The following is a 15,792-nucleotide window of genomic DNA, read 5'->3' on the forward strand; positions in this document are numbered from 1 at the left end:
TTGGGGGCAAATTTCCTTTAGGGGTTGGGGTAATATGGCAAAACTCGCTTATCTGGTACCATTGTTTCCTTTGATAGGATTTCTTATCAACGGTTTAGGTCGTAAAACTTTGTCTAAATCATTGATTGGTTTGCTAGGATGTGGTGTTATCCTTGCTTCATTTGTGGTAAGTGTTGGCATCTTTTTACAGGTAAAGCAAGACGGATTTCAGCCGCAGATCGTTCACCTATTTGACTTTATAAAAGTTCAATCCTTTAATATCCCTTTTTCCTTTCAGGTTGACCAGTTGTCTTCTTTATTTCTGCTAATCATTACAGGCGTCGGTTTTCTTATTCATTTGTATTCGACCTCATACATGCACAATGAAGAGACGCAACACTATGGGCGGTACTTCGCTTACTTAAATCTCTTTGTGTTCTCAATGTTGCTGTTGGTTTTGGGAGCGAACTATGTCATTATGTTTATTGGTTGGGAAGGTGTAGGACTTTGTTCATATTTATTGATTGGTTATTGGTTCAAAAACAACAACTATAACTACGCAGCCCGCAAAGCCTTTGTAATGAACCGTATTGGCGATGTCGGGTTTTTATTGGCCGTTTTTTGGATATTGGCAAAATTAGGAACAGTCTCCTACGGAGATGTTTTTGCAAAAGCTTCGACCTTCAGCACCTTTGATGTAACAGCTATCACCATGTTGTTGTTTGTTGGGGCTATGGGAAAAAGCGCTCAAATTCCTTTATACACTTGGCTACCAGATGCAATGGCCGGCCCCACTCCAGTGTCCGCTCTCATACATGCTGCCACTATGGTTACGGCTGGTATTTACATGATTGTTCGCAGCAATGTTTTATATACTATGGCTCCGACAACGCAGGCGGTTGTAGCGATTGTTGGTCTGGCTACTGCATTCCTTGCAGCCACTATTGCACTTAAGCAAAACGATATTAAAAAGGTGCTGGCTTACTCAACAGTGAGCCAGCTAGGATATATGTTTTTAGGATTGGGTGTTGGTGCTTATACCGGTGCAGTTTTTCACGTAATGACTCACGCTTTTTTTAAAGCCTTATTGTTCCTTGGTGCCGGTAGCGTCATTCATGCAATGGGCAATGAGCAGGATATCCGTGTGATGGGAGGGTTGAAGAAATACATGCCTATTACTCATATCACTTTTCTGCTGGCTTGCCTCGCGATTTCAGGTATTCCACCTTTTAGCGGCTTTTTTAGTAAAGACGAAATATTGGCGGCGGCTTATGAGCATAATAAAGTTCTCTGGTTAATCGGCGCGATTACTGCCGGTCTTACAGCTTTCTATATGTTCCGGTTGTATGTGATGACTTTTTTAGGTGGATTTAGAGGTACTCATGACCAGGAGCATCACTTGCATGAAAGTCCGTCCGCAATGACTATCCCTTTGATCGTTCTTGCGATATTAAGTGTTATTGGAGGATTCGTTGGTATTCCTGAAGCGTTTGCTCACAATGCCCATGCGTTAGAACACTTTCTTTCTCCTGTTATAGTAAAGTCTGCCGACGCCGCGCATGGTTTAGACACCAGTACGGAATATATGCTTATGGCTATCTCCGTTGCCTTGGCTGTGATCGCTATCATTTACGCATGGACAAGGTTTAGCAAAAAACCTGAGATAGCAGAAGCAGAAGGCGCAGGAAAGCTTCTAGCAAACAGGTGGTATGTAGATGAACTGTATGATAAAATTATTGCTAACCCACTCATAGCTCTTGGAGGTTTTCTGAAAAACGTGGTTGAAAAAAGTGGAATAGATGGCTTGGTGAACGGTGTTGGAAGAGGCGTCAATTATGCAGGTCGACAGATCAGGTTGATGCAAAGTGGCCAGGTAGGAAACTATATCCTTCTGATGGTCTTAAGTATGGTTCTGATGATTATCCTTGTTTTTTATGGTAATAATTTGAATCCTGTTCTTAAATATTTTTCAAAGTAACTGCAGGTAAAAATAAAGTATGATCCCAGTTTTATTAATTGTAATTCCTCTGGTAACGGGCCTGATTTCTTTCTTTCTAAAAGAGGAAAGAAGTGCAAAAGCTTTCGCTCTGCTCAGTTCGGTTGCCACACTTGCAGTTTCCCTGATTAGTCTTTTTCAATCCGGCGACTCTCTTTCTACGGACGCCTCGTGGTTGCCCATGTTAGGCAGTCGTTTTTTAGTTTCCCTGGATGGGATGGGAAAAATTCTTACCCTGCTAACCGCTGTTTCTTTTCCAATCATATTTGCTGCGACCTATAATAATAAGTACAAAAATCCTAACTCGTTTTATGGCTTCATGCTACTAACACAGGCAGGATTAATGGGTGTCTTTTGTGCCATGGATCTTTTCTTATTTTATTTTTTCTGGGAGCTTGCTCTTATCCCTGCTTACTTTCTTTGCTCCAAGTGGGGTGGAGAAAAAAGGATTGCAGTTACTTTTAAGTTTTTCGTGTACACTTTCCTTGGTTCGCTATTAATGCTCGTAGGTATTTTATTCGTTTACTTTAAAACGCCCGATCATTCTTTCGCAATTAGTTCATTGCATAATCTTGCACTTACTGCTGGAGAGGAAAACTTTATATTTTGGTTATTTTTTATAGCCTTTGCCATTAAGATGCCTGTTTTCCCTTTTCATACATGGCAGCCCGATACATACGAGCAAGCTCCTACAGCTGTAACTATGGTACTGAGTGGTATTATGGTTAAAATGGGTGTCTTCGCAGTGATCAGGTGGTTACTACCGATGTTCCCAGCTGCTTCTGTAAGGATGGCGGACTTTATAATGATCTTTGCGGTTGTAGGAATGATCTACGCAAGTTTGATTGCCATCAGGCAAGATGATATGAAGAGATTGGTTGCTTACTCGTCAATAGCCCACATTGGTTTGATGGCTGCAACTATGTTTACCGGTAGTGCATTTGGTATGCAGGGTGTGATATTTCAGATGTTTGCGCACGGCGTTAATATAATCGGCCTGTGGATAGTTATAGATGTAATTGAGCAGCAACTAGGAACCCGTAAATTTAGTGAGTTAGGTGGACTTGCTCAAAAAGCGCCCGTTCTTGCCATCATGTTTGTAATCATGTCTTTTGCTAATATAGCCTTGCCTCTCACTAATTCCTTTGTTGGAGAATTTTTGATGTTCAATAGCGTTTTCAATCATAGTGTTGTGCTGGGTGCTGTGGCATGCATCAGTATTATACTTGCAGCTGTTTACACTTTATGGATGGTGCAGAAAGTGTTCTATGGCGAGGTGACGAATGAAGAGCGGATTACATTGAACGTTCCAATCAATACCCAATTAATGTTGGCTATATTAGTCGCAGTTGTTTTGTTCTTTGGTGTGTATCCTCAACCTATGATTAATTTATGCGCCGAAACTGTAACAAAAATTATAGCTCAAATAAAATAGCGCCTCATTAGTTTACTTATGAATACGATTATACTTTCGGCAATTTTTGGTGTGGTGATGATGTTTAGTGGCATTTTCATTCATAATCGTTCTGCTTACAAAAGCATTTCATCAGTTGCTTTATTACTACTGCTCGTATTAAATATCACTGAAAGCCAAGGTTCTCCTTTATTTCACATCGATACTACCAACTTTCTTCATTTCGATAAATTTGGTTTGCTTTTCAATAGTATCTGCATTTTCTCCACCTTGATTTATGTCATGCTCAGTGGAAGAGATATTGAGAAGGCAGGAAATAATACGGCTGAAGCCCACGCACTAATATTTTTTGTTTTGTGTGGTATCGGCATAGTTACTTCTTACACCAACCTGTTGATGTTATTTATTGGAATTGAAATCCTTTCCATTCCCTTATATATTTTGACCGGAAGCGATAAAAAAAATCTCAAAGGAAACGAGGCTGCGCTGAAGTACTTTTTAATGGGATCTTTTTCAACCGGAATAATGCTGATGGGTATTGCGATGCTATATGGATCAGGCGGAACGTTCATGGTTGAAAACGTAGTTAAAAACGGCATTGTCTCTTATTTATCAGCTTTAGGCATGGTTCTCATTTTTATTGCATTATGTTTCAAAGTATCAGCCGCACCTTTTCATTTTTGGACGCCTGATGTGTATGACGGTGCTCCCGCAGTCATCACTTCTTTTATGGCTACTGTTGTAAAAGTCGCTGGTTTTGCTGCCTTTATTCGCCTGATTGAAGGGCGCTTGGGAAGCATGGGAAGCCAAACAGATCGCCTCATCGCCATTGTCATTATACTTACCCTTGCTTTTGGAAACCTCACTGCTGTGTTTCAGCAAAGCGTGAAACGAATGTTGGCTTATTCTAGTATCGCCCAAGCTGGTTTCATGCTTTTCTCATTGTTTGCTGTCAATGATGCAGCCAAGGAAGGGTTGCTTTTATATGCCGCCGCCTACTCGCTTGCTACTATTGGCATTTTTGCTGTGCTGGCCAAGATGGACGATATGACTCTTGAAGGCTTCAATGGACTCTCTAAATCACAACCTTTAATTGCTGCTTTGCTGGCGATCTTCCTGCTGTCGCTTGCGGGCATTCCACTTACTGCTGGTTTCTTTGCCAAATTCTATATGTTGTCCGCCGTCGTCAAAACAGGTAAATACCTTGGGTTGGTGATAATAGGAGTTTTGTTTGCGGCTGTAAGCGCCTACTATTACTTTAAAGTAATTCAGGCAATGTATTTCAAAGATGGAAATATTGTACTCGCGCCTGTTACCGCGCGCTTCAAATACTTGCTGCTTTTTGTTGCTGTCCTTATTGTTGTGTTGGGTGTATTCCCCAACGCACTTCTAAGCTTTCTTTATTTTTAAGAGAGATTTTAAAAAAGGCAAATATTCGCCGTGATAGTTTTGTAGCCAGCTTTACAACAATGCTCAATATCGTTGTGTCACTCACTTTTGCTGTAAATTCATTACTCTGCATTTTCACTTGCTGTGCTGTCTCGCTCTTGTTAATTCTATCTCTCACCTACCGCTTATAGTCAAGCCTTCCGCCTCTATTCATCTCTCTTAAGGGCTTTTCGACTTCTAAGTTTACCTTATATTTGGCTATGAAGACTGCAGATATTCTGGCGCTTTCTTACAAGACTGTCACAAGTAATAAACTCCGCACTGGAATTACAGTTGCCATTATTGCTTTTGGAATAATGGCTTTAATAGGTATTATCACGGCCATCCAGGCAATGAACCAAAGTATTAAAGAAAGCTTTTCAACTTTAGGTGCTAATGCTTTTGCAATCAGGTATAAAGACAGGAATATAAATATTGGAGGACGGCGAAGTATTTCGGCTGTTAAGAAAGGTGCAAGGCCCGATAAGACCTCTAACGTAGGAAAGAAAATAGATTACTTGCAAGCCAAGATGTTCAAGGAAAATTTCAAGTTTCCTTCTTTAATCGGTCTCCAGCTTAATGGTCCCGGAAATGTGATTGTGAAATATGGAAATAAGGAAACAACACCCGAAGTGCAGATTCGGGGGGGAGACGAGAATTTTTTATTGATCAATGGGTATACGCTGCAGGCAGGGAGAAACTTTAGCCGTATGGATGTAGAAACAGGCAGGAATGTTTGCTTTTTAGGAAGTGAAATAGCAGAGAAACTATTTCCTAATAAGCCTGAAGCTGCCCTTGAAAAGATAATAAGGATTGCAAATCTTCCATATCGTGTCATTGGGCTATTAAAGCCAAAAGGAAGCAGTGCTTTTTTACAAATGGATAAGGTAATAGTAACCAGCTATAACAATGTACGCCGGTTGCCCAACGCAGGAACTTCCTATACCATCAATGTAATGGTTGACAATCTAACACAGCTAGAGCCGGCAATAGGGGAGGCAACCGGAACCTTGAGAGCAATTCGTCGGCTGGACATAAAGGACAACGAAAATTTTTTTATTGACAAAAGCGATAGCCTCGCTGAAACCTTTATTAGCTTACTATCAAGTATTTCAGGTTCCGCGGGCGCTATTGGTCTTATAACTTTAATTGGAGCCGCTATTGGTCTTATGAATATTATGCTTGTCGCAGTTACGGAGCGAACCAAAGAAGTCGGTCTCATAAAGGCGTTAGGAGGAACAAGGAAAAGTATCAGGAATCAATTCTTGTTCGAGTCGATTATTATTAGCTTATTAGGTGCACTGTTTGGAATTGTGCTTGGAGTACTTGTTGGAAATGCCTTCGCAATGGTGGTAGGTACAGGCTTTGTGGTTCCATGGGGATGGGTGATAACAGGTATTATCATTTGTAGTGTTGTCGGCTTAGCGGCAGGTCTATGGCCTGCAATCAAAGCTTCAAAACTAGACCCGATAGTCGCATTAAGATATGAGTAAAATGTACTCCCCTTTGGATTTATGAAACGTCAGCTCTGCACTATAAGAGTTGAATAATGAGTTGCGGTACAAGTGAGTGACACAACGATCTGGATTAAACTTATTTTGCCCGAAAACAAAAACGATATAAAAAAGCCCGATAGTAAACTACCGGGCTTTTTTACATTTAATGCTTTGTTTTATTTCTTTGGATCAAGGGCATCTTTGATCCTTTCTTTAAGATCCATCAAATGGATCTTACTCATCTTGTCAGTGGTTCCCGCGATTGCTGCTGTAACCTCTGTTTTTAATTGCATCATCTGAGCACGCGCGATAGAAGGAATATCGGTACGGCTAATATCAGCGGATGACAAGGCACTAGCGCCTCCAAAAGAAATGACAATACCTGAGGCGGAAGAGCCGGGGTTAATCATATTGTTCAGTTTATCAACGTAGCTCTTCTGTAGACGACGACGATAACTGTCTATTGGTTTTTTTGTTTTTAATTCAGCGAATAATCCTTTTTGTAAATCGCCGAACAATTCAACTGCACTATACGCTTTTACCGCACCAAATCTTTCAGTAGACTCTTGTAGCCTGGCTAAACGTGGGGTACTTAAAAGATTATTGAGTACACTTTCCTGTGCAGTCGCAATAGGATCAGTTTCTCCTGGATTCTTAACCCTGTCCCAAATGCTTTTAGACATTAGCCAACGTGGCGTTGTAAGAATTTGGGTTTGAAGAAATGTCATCGCCTCTTTTTGCTTTGCCTTTGGCGTTACTTCGAACACCGGCTCATCTTGTACAGATGTTTTTATGGTCTCAGAAACTCCACCAATGTTTGCTGTTACATGACCAAGGTATCGACGAAATTGACCAACTAATTGGGTATACATTTCATCAATATTCTCATTTTGATCGACCTCGTCTTTTGTCCAGTCTGGCAGGTTCTTTAGGATAAACTTCAAGTTCTTAATACCATAAGTACTCGCTTTCATTGCGTTGTCGCCAAGATCTTCGCTTTGGTTTCTTGGATCATTTGGATTTCCTAGCTCATAAGTTCCAAAGTAAGTTCTTGGATTTTCAGCAAGTGCTTTCATAACAAGCTTATTACTGGTCGCTTTCTGCTCTTCCTTTGTATTACCCGGAATGTAGCCATAACCCCAACGAATAGCCCATTTATCATAGTCACCAATACGCGGAAACAATCCTGTTTCTGAAATATGATCTTCTGGTTGAGCAACATAATTAAAACGTGCGTAGTCCATAATCGAAGCCGTGTGTCCGTTTGCTTCAACCCAAGCTTTGTCTCTTAATTTTTCAACGGGCGTCTGGCTGCTATTACCCATGTTGTGCATTAAACCTAACGTATGTCCAACCTCGTGAGACGATACAAAACGAATCAATTGAGCCATTAAATCGTCATCAAATTTCATCTTGCGAGCCCTTGGGTTTATTGCTGCAGTTTGTATCATAAACCAATCGTGTACTAGCTTCATCACGTTATGATACCATCCGATATGGCTCTCTAATATTTCTCCACTTCTGGGATCGTGAATGTTTGGACCGTAGGCGTTTTCAACGTCAGAAGCAAAGTACCTGATAACTGAATAACGGGCATCTTCCATACTCATGGCAGATGCAGTATCTGGCCATTCTTTACCCATGATCGCATTTTTAAAACCTGCTTTTTCAAATGCAACCTGCCAATCGTTTATACCTTGTATAAGCGCAGTTCTCCATTTTTTTGGCGTGGCAGGATCGATATAATAGATGATAGGTTTTTTAGGTTCAACCAACTGACCTTGCTTCCATTTTTCAATGTCTTCATCTTTAGGTTCCATTCTCCAGCGCACAGCAAACTTGTTGTTTTCAACCCTTTGCTGTATATCGCTAAAACTGGTGAAGTCTTCTGAGAAGAAACCAACACGACGATCTGAATACCGAACTGACATTGGAATTCTTGGCAACAAGATCATCGAGGTATTAAGTTCGATAGTAACTGCGCCTGCAGCGTTTGCAGCAGGGATAGTTGAAGATGGAAAAGGGGAAAATCCACCCGGTAAAGAAGGGGAAGAATTGAAAGTTTTTACAGTCCTTACCTCGGTATTAATAGGAAAAGAACTAATGTTTTGAATGTAAGATCTGTCTGAAGCAATAGAAGAAAGACTGAAGCTTCTTTTAGCTGAAGGGCTAATGCTTACCACCTGGTTGTCACCTTTAAAAAACTCGGTTACATCAATGACAACACTCGCAGAGTCTTTTGTATAAGCTGCAACCGGGAACGCCGCAGCAATGGCGTTTAAGTTCGAATTCGAAACCGCTTTATAGATGGCGTTTCCGCTATCAGCCACGTTCACCAAAGTAACAACGCGCATAAAAACATTGTTACTTGGACCTCTCTCGAAAGTAACTGTTTGTTGGTTTGTTAACTCGCCGCCGTAAGTTGCTCTTCCCACGCCTTTGTTTGCAGGAACCCTAACAAACCTGGTAACGGCCATGATCTCTCTGTTCATAACGGTATCGGATATTTCGAAGAAATATTTGTCGTCAACTCTATGAACTGTAAACAAACCTTTTTGTGAAACTGCCTTATCAGTGATGACATCTTTGTAAGGCTTTGGTCCGGTTCTCGGACCTCCAAATAATCCTGCCGGTGCTTGTGTTGTAGCTAATGGCGGAGGTGTGGAAGTGGGAGGTGTAGTGGGTGTAGGAGTTGGGGTTGGAGTTCTTCTCCTTTGGCCAAAAACTCCCAATGTTAAACCTGGAAAAAGTAACAATAATACAAGTTTCTTCATATAACTATTTCTGTTTTAAACGCATGAAGATAAAGTATGCAGCAATTGGGAAATAGTTAAAATGCCTTGCTTGAAAAAATAAATAATAAGATGGATTTTTTTGGTCTGATTTCTTTTTCAATTTGATGCAAATAAAATAAACCTAGTGGCCTGAAACTTGCTGTAGAGTTGTATTGTAGTCTCTTATAAAGATGGGAAACAATGCATATTTTTATTTTTTGGCCGATTGATAAAAATATTTGCACTATCCTTTTATCTTTAGATTATTATTTTCACTAGAATTGTGGAACAAATCTTTATTTAATTTTTCAAACAAATTCTTAAACACAAAAAATTGTATCATGGCGGAAACTAAACCAACTGCAACAGTAAAAAGCGCAACATCAGTTCAACCAAGAAAGTCGGGAAATTCTATATCATGGATTGCCCCTTTAGCTTGTATTATTTTAGGTTACGTTCTATGGCGTTTTGTGATCGGCGCTGATGCGAATTTTACAGCACCTGATAAAGCTGGTGGATTTTGGCCTGATCATCAGGGACCAAAGGGAAACATTTCAAGGATGTATGAAGGGGGAATCATTGTTCCTATATTAATCGGTTGCATGCTAATAGTAATAACATTTTGTATTGAAAGATTTTTGACAGTTACAAGAGCAACAGGAAAAGGTAACATTGCTGAATTTATCAGGAAGGTTCAATTTAATCTTGCTAATAAAGATGTTGATAAAGCTATAGCAGAATGCGACAGACAAAAAGGTTCTGTAGGAAATGTAATGAAAGCTGGTCTTCGTAAGTACAAAGAAATGATTGCAAACACTGAACTGGACACTGATCAGAAAGTACTAAATATTCAGAAAGAAGTTGAAGAAGCTACAGCGCTTGAGCTGCCAATGCTGGAGAAAAACCTTGTGTTTTTGTCAACCATTGCTTCTGTTGCAACATTGTTAGGTTTGTTAGGTACGGTGGTAGGTATGATCAAGTCTTTCTCTGCGTTGGGCGAAAGTGGTGGAGGTGAAGCTGCACAAAAACTTTCTCAAGGTATATCTGAGGCTTTGTATAATACCGCTTTGGGTATTGGTACTTCGGCTTTGGCTATCATCATGTACAACGTGTTTACTACAAGAATTGATGGTATTACTTATGGTATTGACGAGTCTGGTTTCACACTTACACAGAGCTTTGCTGCCAACTACAAATAGTCGAAATTTTTTTGTGGAAATTTCCGAATCAGGCATCTCAATATAATTGAACTAAAATTTAAATAATGTCAAGACCCAAAATAGCCCGAAAGAGTACGTCTGTAGATATGACGGCGATGTGTGATGTGGCTTTCCTCTTGCTATCTTTTTTCATTCTTACAACCAAGTTTAAAGCTGCGGAGGCGGTAGAAGTTGCTACTCCAAGCTCGGTTTCTTCTAAAATAGCACCGGAAAAAGATGTAACCTTGGTTTCTGTAACAAAGGATGGCAAAGTGTTCGTCTCACTAGATAACGAGGAGGTTAAAGCCGAGTTGGCTAACCAGCTTAATTCAACTGCTGGTGCCGGTCTTTCGCCTTCCGATATTGCAGCATTTAAGAAGGCGAGTTTTTACGGAACGCCAATTTCTCAAATTAAATCTGCTTTACAAATCCCGTCAGATAAATTAACCGGTGCTTCGTTGCCTGGTATACCAGTTAAGGATACCACACACAACGAGTTAACGACTTGGATGAACGCTATTGTTGCAGCGCATTCAAGTACTAACACCAAGATGAACCTTATAGTTAAGGGAGACAACGTGGTGAAATATCCGATTTTCAAAAACGTTGTCACAGCTTTTAAGAAGAGTGACCAATTTAAATTTCAAATGATTACCAATCCTGAGAGTGTACCTAATGGAACGGATCTTTGGAGAAAGTATATGAAAGGTGAAGTTGCTACTACCGAGTAAATAATAATTTTTAAAAACAAAAACTTTTCGCAATGGCAGAAATGGATACATCGGGCGGTGGCGGCCATAAGAAAGGCCCCGGCGTCAAGAAAGCTAAGAAAGCATCCACAAGAGTAGACTTAACACCTATGGTGGATCTTGGGTTTTTGCTTATCACGTTTTTCATATTTACTACAACGATGAGTCAACCTACGGCAATGAAGTTGAATTTGCCTAAAGACACTGACAAGCCGGAAGAGCAAAATAAGCTAAAAGAGAGCGGTGCATTTACAATGCTTTTAGGAAAAAATAATAGTGTTTACTATTATGAAGGCCAGCTTGCAGAACAGGCTGCCAATCTTAAAAGCAGTACAATGAAGAAAATAAGGGAAGAGATTATCCGTAAAAAGAGAAGCACTCCTGAGGAGGATTTAATGGTTGTAATTAAGGCTTCAAGTGAGTCGACTTACAAAGACGTTGTCGATGCATTAGATGAGATGACTATTAATGATATTAAGCGATACGCACTTGTAGACATCTCTGATGTCGAAGAAAAAGTGGTAAGCATGTCTGATGCTACTGGTAAATAATGGGTGATATAAATTTTTACTTTTAAAGAAACAAAAAATGGAAGTCAACAAAATTCTTAACGCCGACATTCTGGACATCATCTTCGAGGGGAAGAATAAGGATTATGGTGCTTATGAATTACGGAAAACATATAATAGGAGAATAACAACCGCGATGATTGTTATGGCTGCTGTATGTTTACTCGTTTTTCTTACCCAGTTATTCGGAAGCGATGGTGACAAGGACAAAAATAAAATAATCGTACAGGATGTGCAGTTAGAGGATATCAAAAAGGAGGAGAAAAAACCTGAACCTCCCCCTCCGCCTCCTCCGCCTAAACCTGAGCCACCAAAAGTGGAGATTACAAAATTTACTCCTCCTAAAATTGTAAAGGATGAGGAAGTTAAAGAACCGCCTCCACCACAGGAAAAATTGGAGGAAACAAAAATTGGTACCATCAACCAGGAAGGTAAAAAAGACGAAGGTTTTGTAGCTCCTCCGGTTGAAGAAAAAGGTACTGGTGTGGTGGAAGCTCCAAAGAAGGTGGAAGAGGATTACGACAAGGTTTTTACAAAGGTGGAAAAAGAAGCTAAGTTCCCGGGTGGAATGGATGGCTGGAAAAGATATCTTGAGAGAAACTTAAATGCAAACGTCGCTGCTGATGACGGTGCACCTGCGGGTAACTACACCGTGAAGGTTCAGTTCATCGTGGATAAAGAAGGCGGAATTAGCAACGTACAAGCAATTGAAGTTCCTAAAGCTTGTCCAAGTTGTGGACCTGAAGCTGTAAAGGTTATTAAAAAGGGTCCTAAATGGGAGCCTGCAGTTCAAAATGGAAGAAACGTCATTTACCAAGCTATTCAGTATGTGACTTTCCAGGTTGCAGAAGAATAAAGGTTTATCGCACAGATTTTATATTTAACGAAAAGCCCTCTTAATGAGGGCTTTTTTCGTTAAAGCTACTTCTCTGATTAGCCTATAGATTTGTGGTGGCGCATTAGTGGAGTCTAGACTAGCTTTTCAAATTGTACTCTGAGCCTCTTTTATGTAGAGCTTTGCTGAAGAAAAATTGCTCGGGAACCGCACATCAAAGTGTTATATGCTGCTTGTTGTAAAGCTCCTAAAGCATCTACTACTCTTCTACATAATCTAAGTCTTTCTTAAACGTTTCCTCGAGGAAGAAAAGCGCTATTAAGGAAAGTGTGTAGGTTAGCGCTGCTACTATCAATACACTTTTAATTGTTCCCCCGGAAGTTTTGAGGTATACGAAAAGAGCTGTCAAAGGAATGACAGTTGCCCTTACAAAATTAGGTACGGTAGTTGCGACCGTAGCCCGAAGATTAGAGCCAAATAGTTCTGCTGCGACAGTAATGAAAAGTGTCCAGTAGCCGCAAGTAAAACCAAGGCAAGCACACAAAATGTAAAGCATTATAATACTTGTAACGGGCACAAGGAAAAAGATAAGGACAAATACACAAGACGATAACATAAATAAAAGCATTACTTTTTTTCTGTTATTAAAGTACTGGCTGAGGGAACCGCTGACAATGTTGCCAAGCACTTGACCCATGAAGGCAAATAAAACCGCTTTACCAGCATCCACAGGCGTTTCCAAACCTATTGCTCTTCCAAACTCGGGAGAGAAGGTAATAATTACTCCCATAACTAGCCATATAGGCATACCGATAACTATACTGGTAAGGTATTTAATGAAACGTTTCTTATTATTAAAAAGCATCAATATATCACCTCGGCGGACATTCTTTTCCTTTAACTCGGTAAAAATACCAGACTCAAAAACCTTCATTCTTAATACCAATAGTATTAATCCAAGTCCACCGCCAATAAAGTATGATGCTCTCCACGCAAAAAAGTATGAAACAGTATAAGCAAGCAGGGCTCCAAATACTCCCATTGTCGCAACTAGAGTAGTTCCATAACCCCGAATGCGCTTAGGTAGAACTTCTGTTACCAGGGTGATCCCGGCACCCAGTTCACCTGCTAAGCCAAATCCGGCAATAAAACGCAACACAGCGTAAGCACCTACAGAATTGACAAATCCGTTGCTAATATTCGCCAGGGAATAAATTAGGATTGAACCAAACAAAACGGACAGACGCCCCTTTTTATCTCCTAATATTCCCCAAACAATTCCGCCTATTAGTAAACCGGCCATTTGAAGATTGAGCAACATAATGCCATCCTTCAAAATGTTATCTCCCGCTACATTTAAAGATTTTAAGCTCGGAACCCTTACAATGCTAAAGAGAAACAGGTCATACATATCAACCAGGTATCCAAGGGCCGCTACAATTACCGGGATACGTAAGAGTTCCTGGGAAATAGTTTTGGGAGGTGGGTTTGTCATTTATGTTACTTGTAGGTTTATGTGATGAAATACTGGTTTTAGTACGAGTGTGCGCCGCAACAATGATTCAAGAAGCAGTGAAGTACGATACACAAAATTTTTCATTGGGCCAAAGTCGCCTCTTACTTTTTAATTTCAGCACCTGTTAGTTTGTATACTTTTCCATCTGCTTTCGTTAAAAGATATAATTCATCTTTGGAATCCTTTCCAAAATGGAGGTCGACACGATTGCTTCCGCAAACCTCTCTGAACGTTTTTGCAGCACCATTAATCGTCATCTTCCATTCTTTGATTGTGGCCTGTTTGCCTTGCTTTATATCGGCAACATCGAAATAAAAGAGCCTTCCTGAAGGAATATCACCGAATAAAAATTTCCCTTTTAACTGTGGTACTGCCGACCCTGTATATTCAAATCCCCCTGAAATCGCATTTCCTTCATCATGGTCAAACTGAGCAACAGGATAGGTAACATTGACCGCATTGTCATTTAGAGGAAGTGGAAAAACTTTATTTAAATTACCATAAGGGTCTATCAAAAAAGTACCTTCTCTTATGGGCCATCCGTAATCATGTCCTGGTTCGACAAGGTTAACTGACTCAACATTTGCATGCCCTACATTACTCACCAACATTTTACCGCTATGGGTCCAGGTAATGCGATGCGGGTTTCTAAAACCATAGGCATAGATTTCTTTTAGGACTGACTGGTTCTGGCTCTGGGCAAAAGGATTTTGTTTAGGTATTCCGTACTGTTTGTTAGCACTGTTAGTACCCGCCGGATCGATACGAAGAACGGTGCCCCATACAGTTTGTTTGTTATGAGCAAGAAAGGGAAAGCCATTTTCAACGCAACCGCCTTCGCCCACTCCGATGTACAACAAACCGTAGTCTTCGCTTCCCGCCTTCGCAAGCGGATTGAAAGTTATTTCCTGTACGCCGTGAATTACACTTACCATGTTTACTCTTAAAAGTTCCCTGCCTTTGCCTGTAAAAGTTGGATCGGCAGGATTATCTGCTTTCCATTCCGTAAGTACCCATTGCAGTGCCACTTTAATTGAATCAGCATAAGCAAAATCAGCTTTTGCAGTACGGGCCGGTTCGCTATGAGTAGTATATAAGAGACCGTTTTTGTTGAAATCAGGATGAAAAGCAAAACTTCCAAACCCAGTGGCTAAGCCAGGTTTATGGATGAAGTTTGGACGCAGTTGCTCCATGTTTATATAAACCTCTGGCTGGCCATTTCTTAGTTGGTATAATTTTCCCCTTAAATCAAGAATAAACAAATTTTCATTTGCAGGCTGCAGACCAATCTTGGTAATTCTTGTTAGGGGTAGTTGACCACCGGTGCTTGATGGAGGAATCGTAGTAATAGCTTCAATTGTACCTACAAGGTTTGACACTTTAATAGGTTCCGGAATAGGGTTGGTCAATGCGTTGCCGTTTCCTTTTGTTACCGGTTCTGAGACCAACTTTTTTGTACTTAAGAATGCAAGAACGCTTTTCATTTCATCTTCTTTCAGCGCAAAAGAAGGCATAACTACCTTGTACTTTTTCAATAGCTGCTGCCCACGCTTATCCCCTGCTTTAATTGTTTTTTGAGGGTTTTTTATAAAACGCTCAATCCATGAAGGAGAAACTTTAGCGGTTAGTCCACCAAGGTTAGGGCCGATACCGTCCTGACGAAAACTATGGCAACCGGTACAGTTTTGATTAAACAGAGATTCGCCCTTTGCAACTCTTGTGGAGTCTTCAGCGTCCCAATTGTCTAAAGAATCTGGAACACCGGCAATCAACAACAGCCGGAACAAAAAAGCAGCTAGTACAATCAGGATTGTGTTTTTCATTGATCCGTAGTTTC

General features: G+C 40.5%; 11 protein-coding genes. 8 read left to right on the top strand and 3 right to left on the bottom strand.

The genetic code is table 11. The annotated features are described in order from the left end of the window. Positions 1 to 34 precede the first annotated feature (34 nt). From nuoL to SAE01_RS07820, 4 genes are all read left to right on the top strand, one after another. Positions 35 to 1,957 carry an NADH-quinone oxidoreductase subunit L gene (nuoL, locus tag SAE01_RS07805; protein ID WP_147203190.1) on the top strand — a complete coding sequence of 641 codons (1,923 nt, stop codon included), beginning with the start codon at positions 35 to 37 and terminating at the stop codon, positions 1,955 to 1,957. A 19-nt stretch (positions 1,958 to 1,976) separates the two neighbouring features. Next, on the top strand, positions 1,977 to 3,410 hold the full coding sequence (locus SAE01_RS07810; protein WP_147203191.1) for a complex I subunit 4 family protein: 1,434 nt from the start codon (positions 1,977 to 1,979) through the stop codon (positions 3,408 to 3,410). Between the two features lie 18 nt (positions 3,411 to 3,428). Then, the gene (locus SAE01_RS07815; RefSeq protein ID WP_147203192.1) at positions 3,429 to 4,799 is read left to right on the top strand and encodes an NADH-quinone oxidoreductase subunit N; all 1,371 of its coding nucleotides are present in this window, start codon (positions 3,429 to 3,431) and stop codon (positions 4,797 to 4,799) included. 239 nt (positions 4,800 to 5,038) lie between these two features. After that, positions 5,039 to 6,310 (top strand): ABC transporter permease, encoded by a 1,272-nt coding sequence (locus SAE01_RS07820; RefSeq protein WP_147203193.1) that lies wholly within the window; start codon positions 5,039 to 5,041, stop codon positions 6,308 to 6,310. A 179-nt stretch (positions 6,311 to 6,489) separates the two neighbouring features. Here SAE01_RS07820 and SAE01_RS07825 read toward each other — a convergent pair whose 3' ends face one another. After that, entirely contained in the window at positions 6,490 to 9,087 is a 2,598-nt protein-coding gene (locus SAE01_RS07825; protein ID WP_147203194.1) for a zinc-dependent metalloprotease, read from the bottom strand. Positions 9,088 to 9,428: 341 nt separating this feature from the next. On the opposite strand from SAE01_RS07825, the gene SAE01_RS07830 reads away from it, so the two are divergent. From SAE01_RS07830 to SAE01_RS07845, 4 genes are all read left to right on the top strand, one after another. Further along, the gene (locus SAE01_RS07830) at positions 9,429 to 10,286 is read left to right on the top strand and encodes a MotA/TolQ/ExbB proton channel family protein (protein ID WP_147203195.1); all 858 of its coding nucleotides are present in this window, start codon (positions 9,429 to 9,431) and stop codon (positions 10,284 to 10,286) included. A 65-nt stretch (positions 10,287 to 10,351) separates the two neighbouring features. After that, positions 10,352 to 11,017, top strand: coding sequence for an ExbD/TolR family protein (locus tag SAE01_RS07835; RefSeq protein ID WP_147203196.1), 666 nt, complete (start codon positions 10,352 to 10,354; stop codon positions 11,015 to 11,017). Positions 11,018 to 11,049: 32 nt separating this feature from the next. Next, a complete protein-coding gene (locus SAE01_RS07840) occupies positions 11,050 to 11,586 on the top strand; it encodes an ExbD/TolR family protein (protein WP_147203197.1) in 537 nt (178 codons plus the stop codon). Positions 11,587 to 11,623: 37 nt separating this feature from the next. Then, positions 11,624 to 12,460: an energy transducer TonB gene (locus SAE01_RS07845; RefSeq protein ID WP_147203198.1), complete on the top strand. Its 837-nt coding sequence runs from the start codon at positions 11,624 to 11,626 to the stop codon at positions 12,458 to 12,460. Between the two features lie 238 nt (positions 12,461 to 12,698). Here the strand turns inward: SAE01_RS07845 and SAE01_RS07850 are convergent, their stop codons facing one another. Then, positions 12,699 to 13,934, bottom strand: a complete 1,236-nt coding sequence (locus SAE01_RS07850) for an MFS transporter (protein WP_147203199.1) — start codon at positions 13,932 to 13,934, stop codon at positions 12,699 to 12,701. 122 nt (positions 13,935 to 14,056) lie between these two features. Then, positions 14,057 to 15,778: a PQQ-dependent sugar dehydrogenase gene (locus tag SAE01_RS07855; protein ID WP_147203200.1), complete on the bottom strand. Its 1,722-nt coding sequence runs from the start codon at positions 15,776 to 15,778 to the stop codon at positions 14,057 to 14,059. Positions 15,779 to 15,792: the final 14 nt, after the last annotated feature.

Source organism: Segetibacter aerophilus (assembly GCF_007991655.1).
GTDB lineage: Bacteria > Bacteroidota > Bacteroidia > Chitinophagales > Chitinophagaceae > Segetibacter > Segetibacter aerophilus.